The organism is Streptomyces viridochromogenes (genome assembly GCF_001270495.1).
In the GTDB taxonomy this organism is placed as follows: Bacteria; Actinomycetota; Actinomycetes; order Streptomycetales; family Streptomycetaceae; genus Streptomyces; species Streptomyces viridochromogenes_A.
The window spans coordinates 1-15,165 of record NZ_LGUR01000197.1 but is presented as its reverse complement, the minus strand read 5'-3'; the positions used below and the strand labels follow the sequence as shown (position 1 = coordinate 15,165).

The window sequence follows — 15,165 nt, the reverse complement described above, 5'->3', positions numbered from 1 at the left end:
GGTAAGCGGGCGGCTGCGGGTCCGTCGTGGCCGTTCGCGCCCCCGCGGCGGAGCCGCATATCGATACAGCCCCGCGCCCCTGAAGGGACACTGCACAGCCGTATGGGAAAGGGCCCCCGGGATTGTGCATCCCCAGGGGCCCCTCCTACGGGCTACAAGGCTCCGTGGGCTCAGCCCTCGGTCTTCTCCTCGTCGGCGGCGTCGGCGGTGCCCTCGGCGGCCTCGACCGTCTCCGTGGCCTGCTCGACCTCGTCCTCGTCGTTCAGGTCGATGAGCTCGCCGTTGGTGTCCTTGACCGTGGCCTTCTCGACCACGACGGCCAGGGCCTTGCCGCGGGCGACCTCGCCGACCAGGAGCGGAACCTGGCCGCCCTCGACGACCGCCTGGGCGAACTGGTCGGGGGACATGCCGGAGGAGGCGGCGCGGCGCATGAGGTGCTCGGTGAGCTCCTCCTGGTTGACGTTCAGCTTCTCCTGCTTGACGAGCTCGTCGAGGACGAACTGCGTCTTGATGCCCTTGACCGCGGCTTCCTTGGTCTCGGCGTCGAACTCCTCGACCGTCTTGCCCTGGATCTCGAGGTACTTCTCGAGGTCGAGGCCCATCTGGCCGAGCTGGTGGTGCTCCAGGTTGTGCTTGCGGGTGTTGATCTCGTCCTCGAGCAGCTTCTCGGGGACGGGCACCTCGACGAGCTCCAGCAGCTTCTCCAGGACGCGCTCCTGGGCCTGCGTGGCCTGGTCGTACTGCTTCATGTTCTCGAGGCGCTTGCGGCTGTCGGCCCTCAGCTCGTCGAGAGTGTCGAACTCGGAGGCGAGCTGCGCGAACTCGTCGTCCAGCTCGGGCAGTTCGCGCGCGGCGACCTGGGTGACCTTGACGGTGACCTCGGCCTCCTTGCCGGCCGCCGAGCCGCCCTTGAGCTCGGAGGCGAAGGTGGCCTCGCCACCGGCCTCCAGGCCCTTCACGGCGTCGTCGATGCCGTCGAGCAGCTCGCCGGAGCCGATGGTGTACGAGACACCCTCGGCGACGCCGTCCTCCAGGACCTCGCCCTCGACCTTGGCCTGCAGGTCGATCGTGACGACGTCGCCGTCCTCGGCGGCGCGCTCGACCGGGGAGGTGGAGGCGAAGCGCTCACGGAGCTGCTCGACCGACTTGTCGATGTCCTCGTCGGTGACCTCGACCGGGTCGACCTCGACCTCGATGCCGGAGTAGTCCGGGATCTCGATGGTCGGGCGGACGTCGACCTCGGCGGTGAAGTTCAGCGTCTCGCCGTCCTTCAGCTCGGTGATGTCGACCTCGGGCTGGCCCAGGACGTCGATCTCCGCCTCGTTGACCGCCTCGGTGTAGAACTTCGGCAGCGCGTCGTTGACGGCCTCCTCCAGAACCGCACCGCGGCCGAACCGCTGGTCGATGACGCGGGCCGGGATCTTGCCCTTGCGGAAGCCCTTCACCGTGACCTGCTGGTTGATCTTCTTGTACGCCGCGTCGAGGCTGTCCTTGAGCTCCTCGAAGGGCACCTCGATGCTGAGCCGAACCCGAGTCGGGTTCAGGGTCTCCACGGCGCTCTTCACGGTTCGGTCTCCTTGGGGGCTGACTTCTTGGGTTCTGCCGGGGCCAGACTGGTCCGGCGGATTTCGTCGCCCGGAGGACGTCCACGAGGATCTCCTGTGGATGTCCGGGGATGTCCAGAGGTTCCTGTGGATGAGACACACGGGCGCGCAGCTTGCATAGTAACCGCAGCCGCTCAACGCCCCAAAGGCGATCAAGCGAGGTGACCGCGCGGATGACCGGTGAGGACCGGTCGGTGGTCGGGGTGGCGGGATTTGAACCCACGGCCTTCCGCTCCCAAAGCGGACGCGCTACCAAGCTGCGCCACACCCCGTGCTGGTGCGACACGTAGGGTACATGGCCGCAGGCAGTGCGACCGCCGCATTTACGGGGTGTGCGGTGAGGGGCACCGACCCGCTACGATGCCTTCTGTGCCGCGGTCACCTGACCTGCGGCGCGTCCTGTGCGGGCGTAGCTCAATGGTAGAGCCCTAGTCTTCCAAACTAGCTACGCGGGTTCGATTCCCGTCGCCCGCTCCATACGGCTCAGGGCCAGGTCAGAGGATGATTCCTCGACCTGGCCCTGATTCGTTTCCCGGTGGGATCTCGTTTCCCGGCGGGATGCCCCCCGGTCGACTCAGTCGCCGCGCAGTGTGCGTACGTCCACGGTGTAGACGGAGCGGATGCCGTACGGAACGTAGAGGGCGTCGCCGACGAGGGTCAGGGGGGCTCCGATGCCGGTGGAGTCGGCGGTGCCGCCGTCGTCCCGTCCCTGGAGGGTGGCCTCCACGGCGCCGGTACGCAGGTTCAGGGCGGCCAGGCGGCCGCTGGGGGACGCCACGTAGAGGTGGGACGCGGAGGCGGTCGGGGGGCCCGGCGACTCCACGGTGGAGTTGCTCTCCCAGAGCTGGCGCCCGGTGTCCGGGGCGACCGCGCGGACGCTGCCGCTGGACGACGTGACGTAGAGCCTGTCGCCCAGCAGGGTGGGCGTCGCGCCCTCGGGCAGGGTCCGGGACAGCCGTATGGTCGTCAGGACGTGCGAGGTGGAGTTGATCAGGGTCAGCGTGCGACGGGTGCCTGTCGTGTTGAGCATCACCAGCCGCCCGTCGGACTGGCCGACGATGTCCTGCTCTCCCTTGACCTGCACGGTCCACCGGGGACGGCCGGTGGCCGGGTCGAGTTGCGCGACGCTTGTCCCGGTGACGTCCTCCTCGCCCCACTGCTGGCACACCAGATACGCGTTTTGGGCGGCGCTGCGGAGCAGGCAGATCTGCGTGGCCGGGCTGGGCATCGGCCGCTTCCAGCGGACCTTGCCGTCGGCGGCGTCGAGGAGGGCGTACTGCTGCCCTTTCGCACCGTAGGTGGCGATGACGCCCTCGGGTACGGCGGTGGAGAAGCCCTGGTCGTTGTTGGGCTCCGTGGCCTCGTCGCTGTCGCCGGTGATCGTCTTCCAGATCACCTTGCCGGTCTCGGCGTCGAGCGCCTGGACGGTGTAGCGAGTCGGGTTGGACGCATCCTCGCCGACGATCCGGTCGTCGGCGCCGTAGACGTACACGCGACCGCCGCGCGCGGCGATGATCGAGCCGGCGTCGCCGCCGCCGATGTCGTCGGCGGTCTCGTCGACCGACCGGGCCCAGGTGTTGCGGCCGTCGGCGAGGGCGAAGCGGCTCGCCATGACGTCGTCGCCGGCGCAGACGAGGGACCGGCCGGTGGCCGCGCAGCGGGCGAAGGGAGCGTCGGCGCCTATCGGCTCCTTGTCGGGGCTCGGGTCCTTCGACTTCTGGTGCCAGGCCCGCCAGCCGAGGGGCAGGTCGCCGGGGTCGGAGTCGTCGCCGGTGAGGGCGACCGTGGTGGTGGCGAGGGCCGCGACGACGACGGCGGCGGCCACGGAGGCCAGCCAGAGGCGTCTGCGGCGCCGGCGGGGCCGGCCGGGGTCCACGACGGTCGGCGTCTCCTCCGCGGGGCGTGGGTCGGGGAGGGCGCCGTCGCGCAGCAGTCGCAGCAACTCGTCCGGCGAAGGGCGGGACTTGGGGTGCTTTTCCAGGCAGAACTGAATAAAGGGGAGCAAATCGGACGGAATGCCGTCGAGTTCGGGGGTGCCGTCGACGACCCGGAGGGCCGTCTCGTAGGGGCTCGGACTGTCGAACGGGCCGTGGCCGGTGGCGGCGTACGCGAGGATCGAGCCGAGGGAGAAGACGTCCGCGGCCGGGCCCACGTCCTGGGGGGAGAAGAACTGCTCCGGGGACATATAGGGCGGGGTGCCCATCACACGGCCGGTCTGGGTGAGGACGTCGGAGGGCGCGAACTCGGCGGCGCGGGAGATGCCGAAGTCGATGACGCGGGGGCCGTCCTCGGCGAGCATCACATTGGCCGGTTTCAGGTCGCGATGGACCATTCCGGCGCGATGGATGTCCCGCAGGGCCTCGGCGAGGCCGGCGGCGAGTTCGCGCAACTGCGGCAGGGGCAGGGGGCCGTGGCGGCGGACATGGGTGCCGAGGTCCTCGCCCGGGATGTAGAGCGTGGCCATCCAGGGGAGCGGCGCGTCGGCGTCCGCGTCGACGACGGGGGCGGTGAAGGCGCCACTGACCTGGCGGGCGGCGGCCACCTCGCGGCGGAACCGGGTGCGGAACTCGCCGTCGTCGGCGTACTGCGCGTGCACGACCTTGACGGCCAGGCGGCGTCCGGATGCCGAGCGGGCGAGGTAGACCACGCCCATGCCACCGGAGCCGAGGCGGTCCTCGATCCGGTAGCCACCCACCTCCGCCGGGTCCGTCTCGCGCAGCGCCATCCGTACGTTCCCCCGTTCCGGACCGTTCGACGATCACGAACGAGGGTATCCGTACCCTTCCAGGCCGCCCCACGGACCCCGGAACGGCTCCCGGACCGACTCCCGGAACGGAGGCTAGAACTGGATCGAGTTGATCGTCTCGGCTATCGAGTTGAGGAATCTCTGGATGTCGTCGGCCATGCCGGTCGAGGCGAGGAAGAAGCCGAACAGCACAGCGACGACGGCGGGGCCGGCCTTCAGGGATCCGCCACGAATCAACACCACCAAGATGATCGCCAACAGCAACACCACTGACAGCGAAATGGCCACAACAGATCACACCCTCGGTCGGTCCGCTCTCCCGGCCCGGGGACGCGACCCCGCGCACCCCCGCCAGAACCATCGTGCCACCAACCGGGCCCCGCTATGCGGCACGTGACGTTTCGTTCGCCACACCTGTGCCGGATCTGTGCGGGTCCTCCGAGCGCAACCACCTCTCACGTTGTGCCCGTACAGGATTTCGGGTGCGTACTCGCGCAGGTAATTCGACGGGATCGTTTCCATCGACACACAACGTGTTCGCCGATATTTCGAATTAAGTGTGAGCTGATCATTCCACCGAGGCCAGCTCCTGACTATATGCACCGATTAGTCCGGATGAATCCGGACAAGACGGATGGCCAACAGGTGTCCGTGCGGTGCACGTTCGTTGTACACGCGAGGCCCAACGCGATATCCGGGAATGACCTCGCGGGTTTTACGAAATCCCACAGGCAACGCTAGGGTGCCTCAGATGTTCCATGCTGCCTCGTCCCCCGCATGCGCAGCGAGGGCCTCGGTCTACTCCCCCGGCTTCCGGCGGGAGGGTCTGTGAACAACTCGCTGCGACCGCACGGCCACAACAGAGCGCCACTCCCCCCGGCAGAGTCGTCGGCGGACGGAGTGCCGAGTCCGCGCTCGCCGCAGAACCAGCAGGCTCAGGCGGACAGGAGATCCGCGTCCGCCGGTGCCAAGCAGCGCGACGCGTTCTTCGACAACGCCAAGTACCTGGCGATCGTGCTTGTCGCCATAGGACACTCCTGGGAGCCGATCAAGGGCGACAGCCGGATCCTGGAGGCCGTGTACACCGTCGTGTACACCTTCCACATGCCGGCGTTCATCATCATCTCCGGCTTCTTCTCGCGGAGTTTCGACGCGAGCCCCAACCGGCTGAAGCGCCTGATCACCGGCGTCGCGGTGCCCTACATCGTCTTCGAGACGGCCTATCCCCTCTTCAAGCGCTGGATCGACGAGGACCCGAGCCAGGAGATCAGCCTCCTGGACCCGTGGTACCTGACCTGGTTCCTGTGCGCGCTGTTCATCTGGCGGATGACCACCCCCATCTGGAAGATGGTGCGCTGGCCGCTGCCGCTCGCGCTCGGTCTCGCCATGGCGGCGACGGTCACCCCGGAGATCGGTGACGACCTGGACCTTCAGCGGGTCCTTCAGTTCCTGCCGTACTTCGTGCTGGGTCTGTGCATGAAGCCCGAGCACTTCCACATGGTGCGTACGCGCACGGTGCGGATCCTGGCCGTGCCGGTGTTCGCGGCGGCGCTGGGCTTCGGATGGTGGGCCGTGCCGCGGATGAACACCGCGTGGTTCTACCACCGGGACGCCGCGCAGGAGCTGGGCGCGCCGTGGTGGGCCGGGCCGGTCATGGTGCTGGCGATGTTCGGCTGCTCGCTGCTGCTGACGGCCTGCTTCTTCGCCTGGGTGCCGCGTCGGCACATGTGGTTCACGGCGCTCGGTGCGGGCACGCTGTACGGCTACCTGCTGCACGGCTTCGTCGTGAAGGCCGGCGACTATCAGGGCTGGTTCGAGCACGCCTGGTTGCAGCGGCCGCTCGGTGAGATCTTCGTGTCCGTCGTCGCGGCGATCGGTGTCACGCTGCTGTGCACCTCACCGGTACAGCGGGTGTTCCGGTTCGCGATGGAGCCGAAGATGGAGTGGGCGTTCAAGCGGGACGCGGCTCAGTTGGCCCGGGAGCGGGAGAAGCGCGAGGGTGCGGCCAGGCGCGAGAAGGTCAACGCCTGAGCCGATTCGGAGCGTTCCCCTCGCGGGACCTCACGGGACCTCACGGGACCTCACGGGAGGTCACTCACCCACCAGACCGAGAAGTGCGCGCATCCGTGCGTACTTCTCGGTCAGTCGTTTGCGGGTGCTCTCGTCGAGGGCCGCGAGGCGTGCCGGGTTCGCGTTGTGCGCCAGGTCCGCCTCCTTCACCAGCAGGGCGCCGTCGGTGGCGAGGATGCGCGCGGCGTAGGCCTCGGGTGGCTCTCCGGCCCGCTTGGTGACGGCCAGCACGATGTTCTTCGTACGGCGGCTCAGTGCGGCCTCTTCCAGCCACTGTTCGGTCAGTGCGGCGTCCTCGACGGCGTCGTGCAGCCAGGCTGCCGCGATCTGGTCGGTGTCGCCGCCGCGGGCGCGTACGCCTTCGGCGACGGCTCTCAGGTGCTCGGTGTAGGGGCGTCCGGCCTTGTCGGTCTGGGCGGCGTGGGCGGCTCGGGCGAGGGTCTCCACGTCGGCCAGGGAGAGCGGGGTTCGGTCGGTCTCGGTCACCCGTCCAGTGTCTCGCCCCCGCCGGCCCCTACCCGTCCCATCCCTTGAAGGGGCTCCGCCCCTTCCACCCCGCCAGGGGCTCCGCCCCCTGGACCCCATCGGCCTGCGGCCTCGTCCTCAAACGCCGGACGGGCTGGAGATGCACGGACCGACGCCGGGGGGTGGGCCCGTGGGGGCCGAGCCTCCTGCGCCGGAAAGGCTGAAACCGCCTGCTCACATGGGTGTCAGCGTGGTGTCGCCTGGGCCGTTGGGCCCTCTCGGCAGATCAGGAGGAGGGCTCTGTCGTCGTTGACGTCCTTTGCCACTGCCTCGATCAGGTGCCAGGCCGCTCCGTGGAAGCCGCCGGTCACGTAGCGGTCGGCCTCGCCGGTGAGGCGGTCTATGCCCTCGACGATGTCGCGGTCGGAGGTTTCGACCAGGCCGTCGGTGAAGAGCATCAGGACGTCGCCGGGGCGGAGTGAGCCCTTCACGGGGTCGAACTGGGCGCCGTCGTATACGCCGAGGAGGGGGCCTTCCGCTGCCTTCTCCTCCCAGCGGCCGCTGCCCGCGCTCAGTTGCAGGCCCGGTGGGTGGCCCGCCGAGTAGAGCTCGTAGTCGCCCGAGTCCAGGTCCAGGACGAGGTGGATCGACGTGGCGAAGCCCTCGTCCCAGTCCTGGCGGAGCAAGTAGCCGTTCGCCGCCGGGAGGAACGCGTGCGGGGGCAGGCTGCCGAGGAGGCCGCCGAAGGCTCCCGAGAGGAGCAGGGCGCGGGATGCCGCGTCCATGCCCTTGCCGGACACGTCCGTCAGGACGACCTCCAGCGTGCGGCCGCCGTTCGTGCGGGCCGCGACCACGAAGTCGCCCGAGAATGACTGGCCGCCCGCCGGGCGCAGGGCCATCTCGCGATGCCAACCGTGGGGCAGTTGTGGGAGCTTGCTCTGGACTCGGATGCGTTCGCGCAGGTCGAAGAGCATCGTGCCGCCGCGCCGCCAGGGCACGCCCACGCGGCTGCGGAACTGCGCGATCAGCAGGCCGAAGAAGCCGCACGCCGCCACTACCAGGACCACGCCCGGGGTGACTCGCGAGGGGCCCTCCGTGTACGGGCCGAGCTGCACCGACTCCACGATCAGGGCGGTGGCCGCCGCCGCGTACAGGCCCAGCAGGCTCGCCGGGCGCAGCAGGAGACCGCCCGCGACGATGGGGAGGACCAGCGCGGCCGGGGAGAACCACACCGGGTTGGCCATGGTCACGGCACAGATCAGGGGGACCGTGAGGAGCAGGCCGGCGAGCGCGATCCAGTCCGAGCCGTCGCCGCGGAAGTAGTCCACCGCGCTTCTGCGCACGCCGACGCGGGCCCGGTGCCACTGCATCTTCAACCGGGCCGTGAACGTCTCGGCCGCCGTGCGCCGCTCTCGTCCTGCTGCCATTAGTTCGGGACCCTATCCATCGGACCAGCTGCTTGGCACGGGAGGTCCCACTTGTCCCCCGTCCGAGGTTCAACTTCACAGTGAACTTCACGGAAAGCCACCTCGCGGCCGCCAACGAGAAATTCCCTCGCTCGTCCCGCAATGCCCTGGTAGGCATGGTTCATGGCGAAAGACAGTGCGAGCCACCCCGGACACTCCGGCCGTCCCGAGCTACGCGCGCTACGGCGGGATGAATGGGGCATCTGGTACGACACGCTGGTCCGTGCCTTCGGTGCGATCCCGGAGGCTCCGGAGGAGCGGGAGTTATGGGAGTCGCTCACCGAGCTCGACCGTTCCCTCGGGGCCTGGGAGGGGGACGCGTGTGTGGGCACGGCGGGCGCCTTCAGCTTCCGGCTGACCGTGCCGGGTGGCGCGTCGGTGCCCGCGGCCGGCGTCACGATGGTCAGCGTCGCCGCCACGCACCGCCGGCGCGGCCTGCTGACGTCGATGATGCGGCGGCAGCTGGACGATGTGCGCGAGTGGGGCTGGCCGCTTGCCGTACTGACCGCCTCCGAGCCGGAGATCTACGGCCGGTTCGGGTACGGCACCGGCACCTTCCATGTGAACGCCGAGATCGACACGACCCGCGTCCGGCTGTCCGTGCCGCCCGGCACCGATGACGTACGCCTGCGGTACGCCGTACCGACCGAGGCCCTCGGTCTGTGCGAGGCGGTGTACGCGCGCAAGGTGTCCGGCCGGCCGGGGATGCTGGTGCGGGAGCCCGGCTGGGAGCGGCTCCGGGTGCTCGACCCGGAGAGCGACCGGGACGGCGGCTCACCGCTTCAGTGTGTGCTGGCGGAGCGGGACGGCCAAGTCGTGGGGTACGCGCGCTTTCGTGTCAAACCGGAGTGGGAGCCGTCCGGGCCCGCGGGGTCGGTGTTGCTGCGGGACGCGGAGGCGCTCGACCCGGCGGCGCAGGCCGCGCTGTGGCGGTTCCTGTTCGACATCGACCTGACGTCCACGGTCAAGGCGTACGGACGGCCGTTGGACGAGGCGTGGCAGCACCAGGTGTCCGACATCCGGCGGTGTGCGCTGCGGGTGCGGGACTCGCTGCATGTACGGCTGGTGGATGTCGGGGCGGCGCTGGAGGCGCGGACCTATCAGGCGCCGGTGGATGTGGTGTTCGAGGTGGAGGACGCCTTCTGTCCCTGGAACGCGGGGCGTTGGCGGCTGTCCGGGGACGCCAAGGGCGCGTCGTGCGGGCGTACGACGGACCCCGCCGATCTCGCCTTGTCCGTACGGGAGTTGGGGGCGGCCTATCTCGGCGGCGTGAGCCTGGAGGCGCTCGGGGCCGCCGGGCGGGTGCGGGAGCTGCGGCAGGGGGCGCTGGCGGACGCGGCGGTGGGGTTCGCGTCCGCCGTGGTGCCTTGGTTGCCGCACGGGTTCTGAGCCGGGGGCGGCTTCGGAGACTGCGGCAGCTTCTGGGACTTCGGCAGCTGCGGGGACTTCGAGGGCTGCGGGGACTTCGGGGGCTTTCCTACGGGGTCTGGCAGTTCGGGCACCAGAAGAGGTTGCGGGCGGCCAGGTCGGCGGTGCGGATCTCGCCGCCGCAGATGTGGCAGGGCAGGGTGGCCCGGCGGTAGACGTAGACCTCCCCGCCATGGTCGTCGACGCGGGGCGGGCGGCCCATCGCCTCCGGGGTGTGTTCGGGGCGGACGGTGTCGATGCGGTTGTTGCGGACGCCCTCGTGCATGAGGTCGACCAGGTCCGCCCAGATGGCGTCCCACTGGGTGGGGGTGATGTCCTTGCCCGCGCGGTAGGGGTCGATGCGGTGCCGGAACAGGACCTCGGCCCGGTAGACGTTGCCTACGCCCGCGATGACCTTCTGGTCCATGAGCAGGGCGGCGATGGTCGTACGGCTGCGGGAGATCCTTCGGTACGCCTGGTGCGGGTCGGCGTCGGCGCGGAGGGGGTCGGGGCCGAGGCGGTCGTGTATCGCCTGCTTCTCGGGGTGCGTGATCAGGGCGCAGGTGGTGGGGCCGCGGAGGTCGACGTATGCGGTGCTGTTCGCGAGGCGGAGGCGGACGGTGTCCGTGGGTGGGGGTGCGGGGGCGTCGCCGGCGTTGACCTTGCCGAAGTTGACCTTGCCGAAGAGGCCGAGGTGGATGTGGATCCAGTCGGCGTCCCGGAAGCCGAGGAAGAGGTGTTTGCCGTGGGCCTCGGTGTGGGTGAGTTCTGAGCCGGTGAGGAGTGCCGCGGCGTCGGAGAACTTGCCCTGGGGGCTGGTGACGTGGGGGGACGTGCCGAGGAACGCGGTGGCGTAGTCCTGGGCCAGCCGGTGGATGGTGTGGCCCTCGGGCACGGTGGCTCCTTTGTCTTCTGCGGGTGGGTGGGGGCAGGGGGTTTCGCCCCCGCCGCCCCTACCCGTCCCATCCCTTGAAGGGGCTCCGCCCCTTCGACCCCGCTGGGGCTGCCGCCCCAGACCCCGCTATCGGCCCTTAAGGGGCCTCGTCCTCAAACGCCGGACGGGCTGAAATGCCCGGGCCGGCGCCGGAGGGGCTGAAAGACGCGGGCTACTGCTGGGGGTGGTGCGGGGGGATCGGGGGGAGGTCGCCCGTCGTCTCGTAGGTGGCCAGCATCGTGATGCGGCGGGTGTGGCGCTCGTCTCCCGAGTACGGGGTGCTCAGGAACGTCTCGACGAACTTCGTCGCCTCGTCCTGCGTGTGCATGCGGGCGCCCACGGCCACGACGTTCGCGTTGTTGTGCTGGCGGCCGAGGGACGCCGTCTCCTCGCTCCAGGCCAGGGCCGCGCGGACGCCCTTCACCTTGTTCGCGGCGATCTGCTCGCCGTTGCCCGAGCCGCCGATCACGATGCCGAGGGAGTCGGGGTCCGCGGCCGTCTTCTCCGCGGCGCGGAGGCAGAAGGGCGGGTAGTCGTCCTGGGCGTCGTAGATGTGGGGGCCGCAGTCGACCGGGTCGTGACCCGCCGCCCTGAGCCAGTCGACGAGGTGGTTCTTGAGTTCGAAGCCCGCATGGTCGGAGCCGAGATACACGCGCATGGAACGAGTGTGACACGGCTGTTTCGGGGCAGCAGCGCCGGGTGTCGATCGTGTTTAGTGTGACGCACGCCATGGAAGCTCAAGAAAACCTCAAGTAACAATCACGAATCAAAGGTTCCAGAATCCGTTCTCCTCCGATTCACTGGTCCGACTCGTACGCCGCTCCATAACCACTCGTGCGAGGACCGCTCCCCACGGCTCAAAGGAAATCCGTTCCATGACTTCGCAGCCGAACCAGAAGACGGCCGGACCGGCCGCCGGCGGCCACGGCCTACAGGCCGGACTCAAGAACCGCCACCTGTCCATGATCGCCATCGGCGGCGTCATCGGCGCCGGACTCTTCGTCGGGTCCAGCTCCGGTATCGCCACCGCGGGACCCGGCATCCTCCTGTCGTACGCCCTCGTCGGCACGCTCGTGGTGCTGGTGATGCGGATGCTCGGTGAGATGTCCGCGGCCAACCCGACCTCCGGGTCGTTCTCCGCCCACGCCGACCGCGCGCTCGGCAGCTGGGCCGGGTTCTCCATCGGCTGGCTGTACTGGTTCTTCTGGGTGGTCGTGCTGGCGGTCGAGGCGACCGCCGGTGCGAAGATCCTGGAGGGGTGGATACCGGCCGTCCCGCAGTGGGGCTGGGCCCTGATCGTGATGGTGGTGCTCACCGCCACCAACCTCGTCTCCGTCGGCTCGTACGGCGAGTTCGAGTTCTGGTTCGCCGGGATCAAGGTCGTCGCGATCGCCGCGTTCATCGTCATCGGCGGGCTGGCCGTCTTCGGGCTGCTGCCGGGTGTCGACAGCGACCAGGCCGGGCTGAGCAACCTCACCGACCACGGCGGCTTCCTGCCACACGGCGCCGGCGCCATCCTCACCGGCGTGCTGCTCGTCGTGTTCTCCTTCATGGGCAGCGAGATCGCCACCCTGGCCGCCGGTGAGTCCGAGAACCCGCAGCGGGCGGTCACGAAGGCCACGAACAGCATCATCTGGCGGGTCGCCGTCTTCTACCTCGGCTCGATCTTCGTCGTGGTCGCCCTGCTGCCGTGGGACAGCAAGTCCATCGCCGACAACGGCTCGTACGTCGCCGCGCTCGACTCCCTCGGTATCGCGCACGCCGGTCAGATCATGAACTTCATCGTGCTGACCTCGGTGCTGTCCTGTCTCAACTCCGGCCTCTACACCGCCTCCCGCATGGCCTTCTCGCTCGGCCAGCGCGGGGACGCGCCGAAGTCCTTCGCCCGCACCACCGGCAACGGCGTGCCGCGCACGGCGATCCTCGCGTCCGTCGTCTTCGGCTTCGTCGCGGTCTTCTTCAACTACAAGTTCCCGGACTCCGTCTTCCTCTTCCTGGTCAACTCCTCCGGTGCGGTCGCCCTGTTCGTGTGGCTGGTGATCTGCTTCTCGCAGCTGCGCATGCGGAAGATCATCCAGGCCGAGGCGCCGGAGAAGCTGGTCGTGAAGATGTGGCTGTACCCGTATCTGACCTGGGCTACCGCCGCGCTGATCGTGTTCGTGCTCGGCTACATGCTGACCGACACCGAGCACGACGGCCGCAAGACCGTGCTGCTGTCGCTGCTGGTGGCCGCGGTCGTGCTGGTCGTGGCCTTCGTGAAGGAGAAGGTCGGGCGTGGGCACCCCGCGGCTGTCGAGGCGGCTCCCGCTTCGGACGCGCCGCGTGACGAGGTCAAGACCGGCTGACCCTGCCGGTCTTGACCTGCCGGTCCGTTGACCTGCCGGTCCGCTGACCTGTCGGCCTTCGCGGCCGGCTCTGGGTGATCGTGAAGTTCGAGGGGCTTTCGAAACGCGTGTGCGTTTCGGAGGCCCCTCGTCTCGTTTCGTCGCGTGTCGTGTCGCCTCGTGTGGTCACAGCACCGTGAACGTCTCTTTCACTCTCTCGTAGGTCTTCAACGCCTCCGTCTCGATTCCCGGCCGGTACCACGTGTTGATCTGGTACGACTTGCCGTCCACGGTGAAGCCCAGCAGTTGGGCGTGCCAGGGGTCGCCCTGGAGCGTGAAGGTGTACTCCCAGACGACCGCCGGGTGCCCGCGGAACGTCGTCCGTTCCAGGCGGATCTTGCGGTACTGCCGGCCCTGTTGGGCGTTCTCCTCAGACTTCTGCCAGGAGTCCATCAGGTCGTCGCGGGCCAAGGACGACTTCGCGGCGAGTTCCTGTTCGGCGTCCGGTGACGTGTAGTGCACCTCCGACCCGGTCTGCACGTCCCGCCGCCAGTCCTCGGGCGGCACCCACGCGAACCCGCCCGCCTCCCTGCGCGACCCGGGCGGCAGGCTCTGCGGCCTCGATGTGCCCTCGACCGTGGACGACGGGCCGGTGCCCGGGGAGGACGCGGCCGAGGAGGGCCGTGAGGGTGAGGAGCCTGCCTGATCGTCCTCGGGCGAGCCTGGGTTGGTCGCCAGGATGACCGCCACGGCAGCGCCTGCGGCGGCGATTCCGACGGCGGCGACTTTCCCGGTACGGCGCCGTCCACGCCGGGGGTGTTCCGCCGGGACAGCGGGGCCGGGGAGCTCGCCGGGCGGCATCGGGCTGTGCGGTCGCCCTCCGGGCGCGTGCCCCGGACCGGGCGCCGGGCGCCGCTCGGTCACAGCTTCGGCGCGCGCCAGGGAGACGCCGGGGTGCTGCTGAGGCCGGGCGCCGCTGGAGTTGCCGGCCGGGGCCGGTGAGCGGGGCTCCGGGCCCGCCTGGGAGGCGAGTTCGGTGGAGGCGTTGGAGGCGCGAGGGGGGTCTGTGGCCGGGGCGGGGATGGAGGCGGAGGCAGAGGTGGGAGTGGCCTTGGCACGCTCGTCTTCGGTCGGGGTCGAGGGCGTTGGCGGTGGCGGTGGCGGTGGCGGTATGGCGTCGCGTACGTCTCCCCGCTGACGGGGATCGAGTGGGGGAGCGACTCGGGAGGCGTCCAGGTAGGCAGGGGTGGGCGATTCCCTCAAGGGCTTGGGGCTCCAGGGGAGGTGGGGGGTCCCCGAACCCGGGCCATGTGCGGGGGTGGTTTCGGAATCGGAGGCGGACCCTCGCGTCTGCTCGGGCTCATGGAGCGACACGCCTGTCCGTTCAGGCTCGGACGGTGGGCCCGGGTCAGGGTCAGGTTCAAGGTTGGAACCCGGCTCGCGTTCGGGTTTCGGCCCGGAGCCACGCTGGGGTTCCGGGCCAGCGTGTCGTACGGGGTCGGGCCCAGACTCGCGTACGGGTTCCGGCCCAGACTCACGTAGGGGTCCCGGCCCAGACCCGCGTACGGCCTCATGCCCAGAGCCGAGTACAGCGCCACGCCCAGAGCCGGGTACGGCTTCAGGATCGGATCCGTGTATGGCGTCCCGCCCGGACCCGTGCGCGGGCTCCGGCCCAGACCTGCGTACAGGTTCTGGCCCGGCCTCCGGTACGGACCCGCCCCACGGCTCGGACTTGGACGCCGAACCGTTCGCCGGGCCCGACGCCGATGCCGGCCCATGCGACCGCCCGGGCGCCGGTATGGATCTGGCCGAGGGCTCGGCGTCGGCGACGCCCTCCCCCACAGCGGCCCCACCCCAGGACTCGGTCCCGGAGAGAGCCCCGTGCCCGGGCCCCCGCTCCGGCGCTCCCGCCGCCCCCGCCACTCCAGGAACCTGCGCCTCCCGGGGCCCCGGCTCCAACTTCTGGCCGGAGTCCGGGTCCGACTGCCTGCCCGGCCCCAGCTCCAAATGCCGACCAGATCCTGGGTCCAACTCCCCACCCGGACTCAGCTCCAACTGCCGACCCGATCCCGAGTCCAACCCCCCACCCGGACCCAGCTCCAAATGCCGACCAGATCCCGAGTCCAACCCCCCACCCGGACCCAGCTCC

At 69.8% G+C, this 15,165-nt stretch carries 11 protein-coding genes and 2 tRNA genes; 4 read left to right on the top strand and 9 right to left on the bottom strand.

The features are described 5' to 3' along the window. Positions 1 to 170 precede the first annotated feature (170 nt). Positions 171 to 1,565: a trigger factor gene (tig, locus tag ADK36_RS21180; protein ID WP_048583863.1), complete on the bottom strand. Its 1,395-nt coding sequence runs from the start codon at positions 1,563 to 1,565 to the stop codon at positions 171 to 173. Positions 1,566 to 1,799: 234 nt separating this feature from the next. Next, positions 1,800 to 1,876, bottom strand: a tRNA-Pro gene (locus tag ADK36_RS21175). A gap of 131 nt (positions 1,877 to 2,007) precedes the next feature. On the opposite strand from ADK36_RS21175, the gene ADK36_RS21170 reads away from it, so the two are divergent. After that, a tRNA-Gly gene (locus ADK36_RS21170) sits at positions 2,008 to 2,081 on the top strand. Positions 2,082 to 2,178: 97 nt separating this feature from the next. Here ADK36_RS21170 and ADK36_RS21165 read toward each other — a convergent pair. Beyond that, positions 2,179 to 4,329 carry a protein kinase domain-containing protein gene (locus tag ADK36_RS21165; protein WP_053198622.1) on the bottom strand — a complete coding sequence of 717 codons (2,151 nt, stop codon included), beginning with the start codon at positions 4,327 to 4,329 and terminating at the stop codon, positions 2,179 to 2,181. Positions 4,330 to 4,443: 114 nt separating this feature from the next. Next, positions 4,444 to 4,638, bottom strand: a complete 195-nt coding sequence (locus tag ADK36_RS21160; RefSeq protein ID WP_030044846.1) for a hypothetical protein — start codon at positions 4,636 to 4,638, stop codon at positions 4,444 to 4,446. Between the two features lie 540 nt (positions 4,639 to 5,178). On the opposite strand from ADK36_RS21160, the gene ADK36_RS21155 reads away from it, so the two are divergent. Next, positions 5,179 to 6,381, top strand: coding sequence for an acyltransferase family protein (locus ADK36_RS21155; protein WP_048583861.1), 1,203 nt, complete (start codon positions 5,179 to 5,181; stop codon positions 6,379 to 6,381). 60 nt (positions 6,382 to 6,441) lie between these two features. Here ADK36_RS21155 and ADK36_RS21150 read toward each other — a convergent pair whose 3' ends face one another. Together ADK36_RS21150 and ADK36_RS21145 are read right to left on the bottom strand one after the other, a co-directional pair. Beyond that, a complete protein-coding gene (locus tag ADK36_RS21150; RefSeq protein WP_053198620.1) occupies positions 6,442 to 6,906 on the bottom strand; it encodes an HD domain-containing protein in 465 nt (154 codons plus the stop codon). Positions 6,907 to 7,130: 224 nt separating this feature from the next. Beyond that, a complete protein-coding gene (locus ADK36_RS21145; RefSeq protein WP_048583859.1) occupies positions 7,131 to 8,312 on the bottom strand; it encodes a PP2C family protein-serine/threonine phosphatase in 1,182 nt (393 codons plus the stop codon). A gap of 162 nt (positions 8,313 to 8,474) precedes the next feature. Here ADK36_RS21145 and ADK36_RS21140 point away from each other — a divergent pair, with 162 nt between their 5' ends. Continuing rightward, positions 8,475 to 9,740 carry a GNAT family N-acetyltransferase gene (locus tag ADK36_RS21140; RefSeq protein WP_053198618.1) on the top strand — a complete coding sequence of 422 codons (1,266 nt, stop codon included), beginning with the start codon at positions 8,475 to 8,477 and terminating at the stop codon, positions 9,738 to 9,740. A gap of 88 nt (positions 9,741 to 9,828) precedes the next feature. Here the strand turns inward: ADK36_RS21140 and ADK36_RS21135 are convergent, their stop codons facing one another. After that, a complete protein-coding gene (locus ADK36_RS21135) occupies positions 9,829 to 10,653 on the bottom strand; it encodes an Fpg/Nei family DNA glycosylase (protein ID WP_048583857.1) in 825 nt (274 codons plus the stop codon). Positions 10,654 to 10,864: 211 nt separating this feature from the next. Next, the gene (locus ADK36_RS21130) at positions 10,865 to 11,350 is read right to left on the bottom strand and encodes a ribose-5-phosphate isomerase (RefSeq protein ID WP_048587538.1); all 486 of its coding nucleotides are present in this window, start codon (positions 11,348 to 11,350) and stop codon (positions 10,865 to 10,867) included. Positions 11,351 to 11,567: 217 nt separating this feature from the next. Between ADK36_RS21130 and ADK36_RS21125 the strand changes: the two genes are divergently transcribed. Then, positions 11,568 to 13,037: an amino acid permease gene (locus ADK36_RS21125; protein WP_053198616.1), complete on the top strand. Its 1,470-nt coding sequence runs from the start codon at positions 11,568 to 11,570 to the stop codon at positions 13,035 to 13,037. A gap of 165 nt (positions 13,038 to 13,202) precedes the next feature. Here the strand turns inward: ADK36_RS21125 and ADK36_RS21120 are convergent, their stop codons facing one another. Continuing rightward, on the bottom strand, positions 13,203 to 13,766 hold the full coding sequence (locus ADK36_RS21120) for a hypothetical protein (protein ID WP_159391178.1): 564 nt from the start codon (positions 13,764 to 13,766) through the stop codon (positions 13,203 to 13,205). Positions 13,767 to 15,165: the final 1,399 nt, after the last annotated feature.

Bases quoted from the DNA above. Each gene is read 5' to 3' on its own strand.
- ADK36_RS21165 (WP_053198622.1), bottom strand. From the start codon at position 4,329: ATGGCGCTGCGCGAGACGGACCCGGCGGAGGTGGGTGGCTACCGGATC.
- ADK36_RS21145 (WP_048583859.1), bottom strand. From the start codon at position 8,312: ATGGCAGCAGGACGAGAGCGGCGCACGGCGGCCGAGACGTTCACGGCC.
- ADK36_RS21140 (WP_053198618.1), top strand. From the start codon at position 8,475: ATGGCGAAAGACAGTGCGAGCCACCCCGGACACTCCGGCCGTCCCGAG.
- ADK36_RS21130 (WP_048587538.1), bottom strand. From the start codon at position 11,350: ATGCGCGTGTATCTCGGCTCCGACCATGCGGGCTTCGAACTCAAGAAC.
- ADK36_RS21125 (WP_053198616.1), top strand. From the start codon at position 11,568: ATGACTTCGCAGCCGAACCAGAAGACGGCCGGACCGGCCGCCGGCGGC.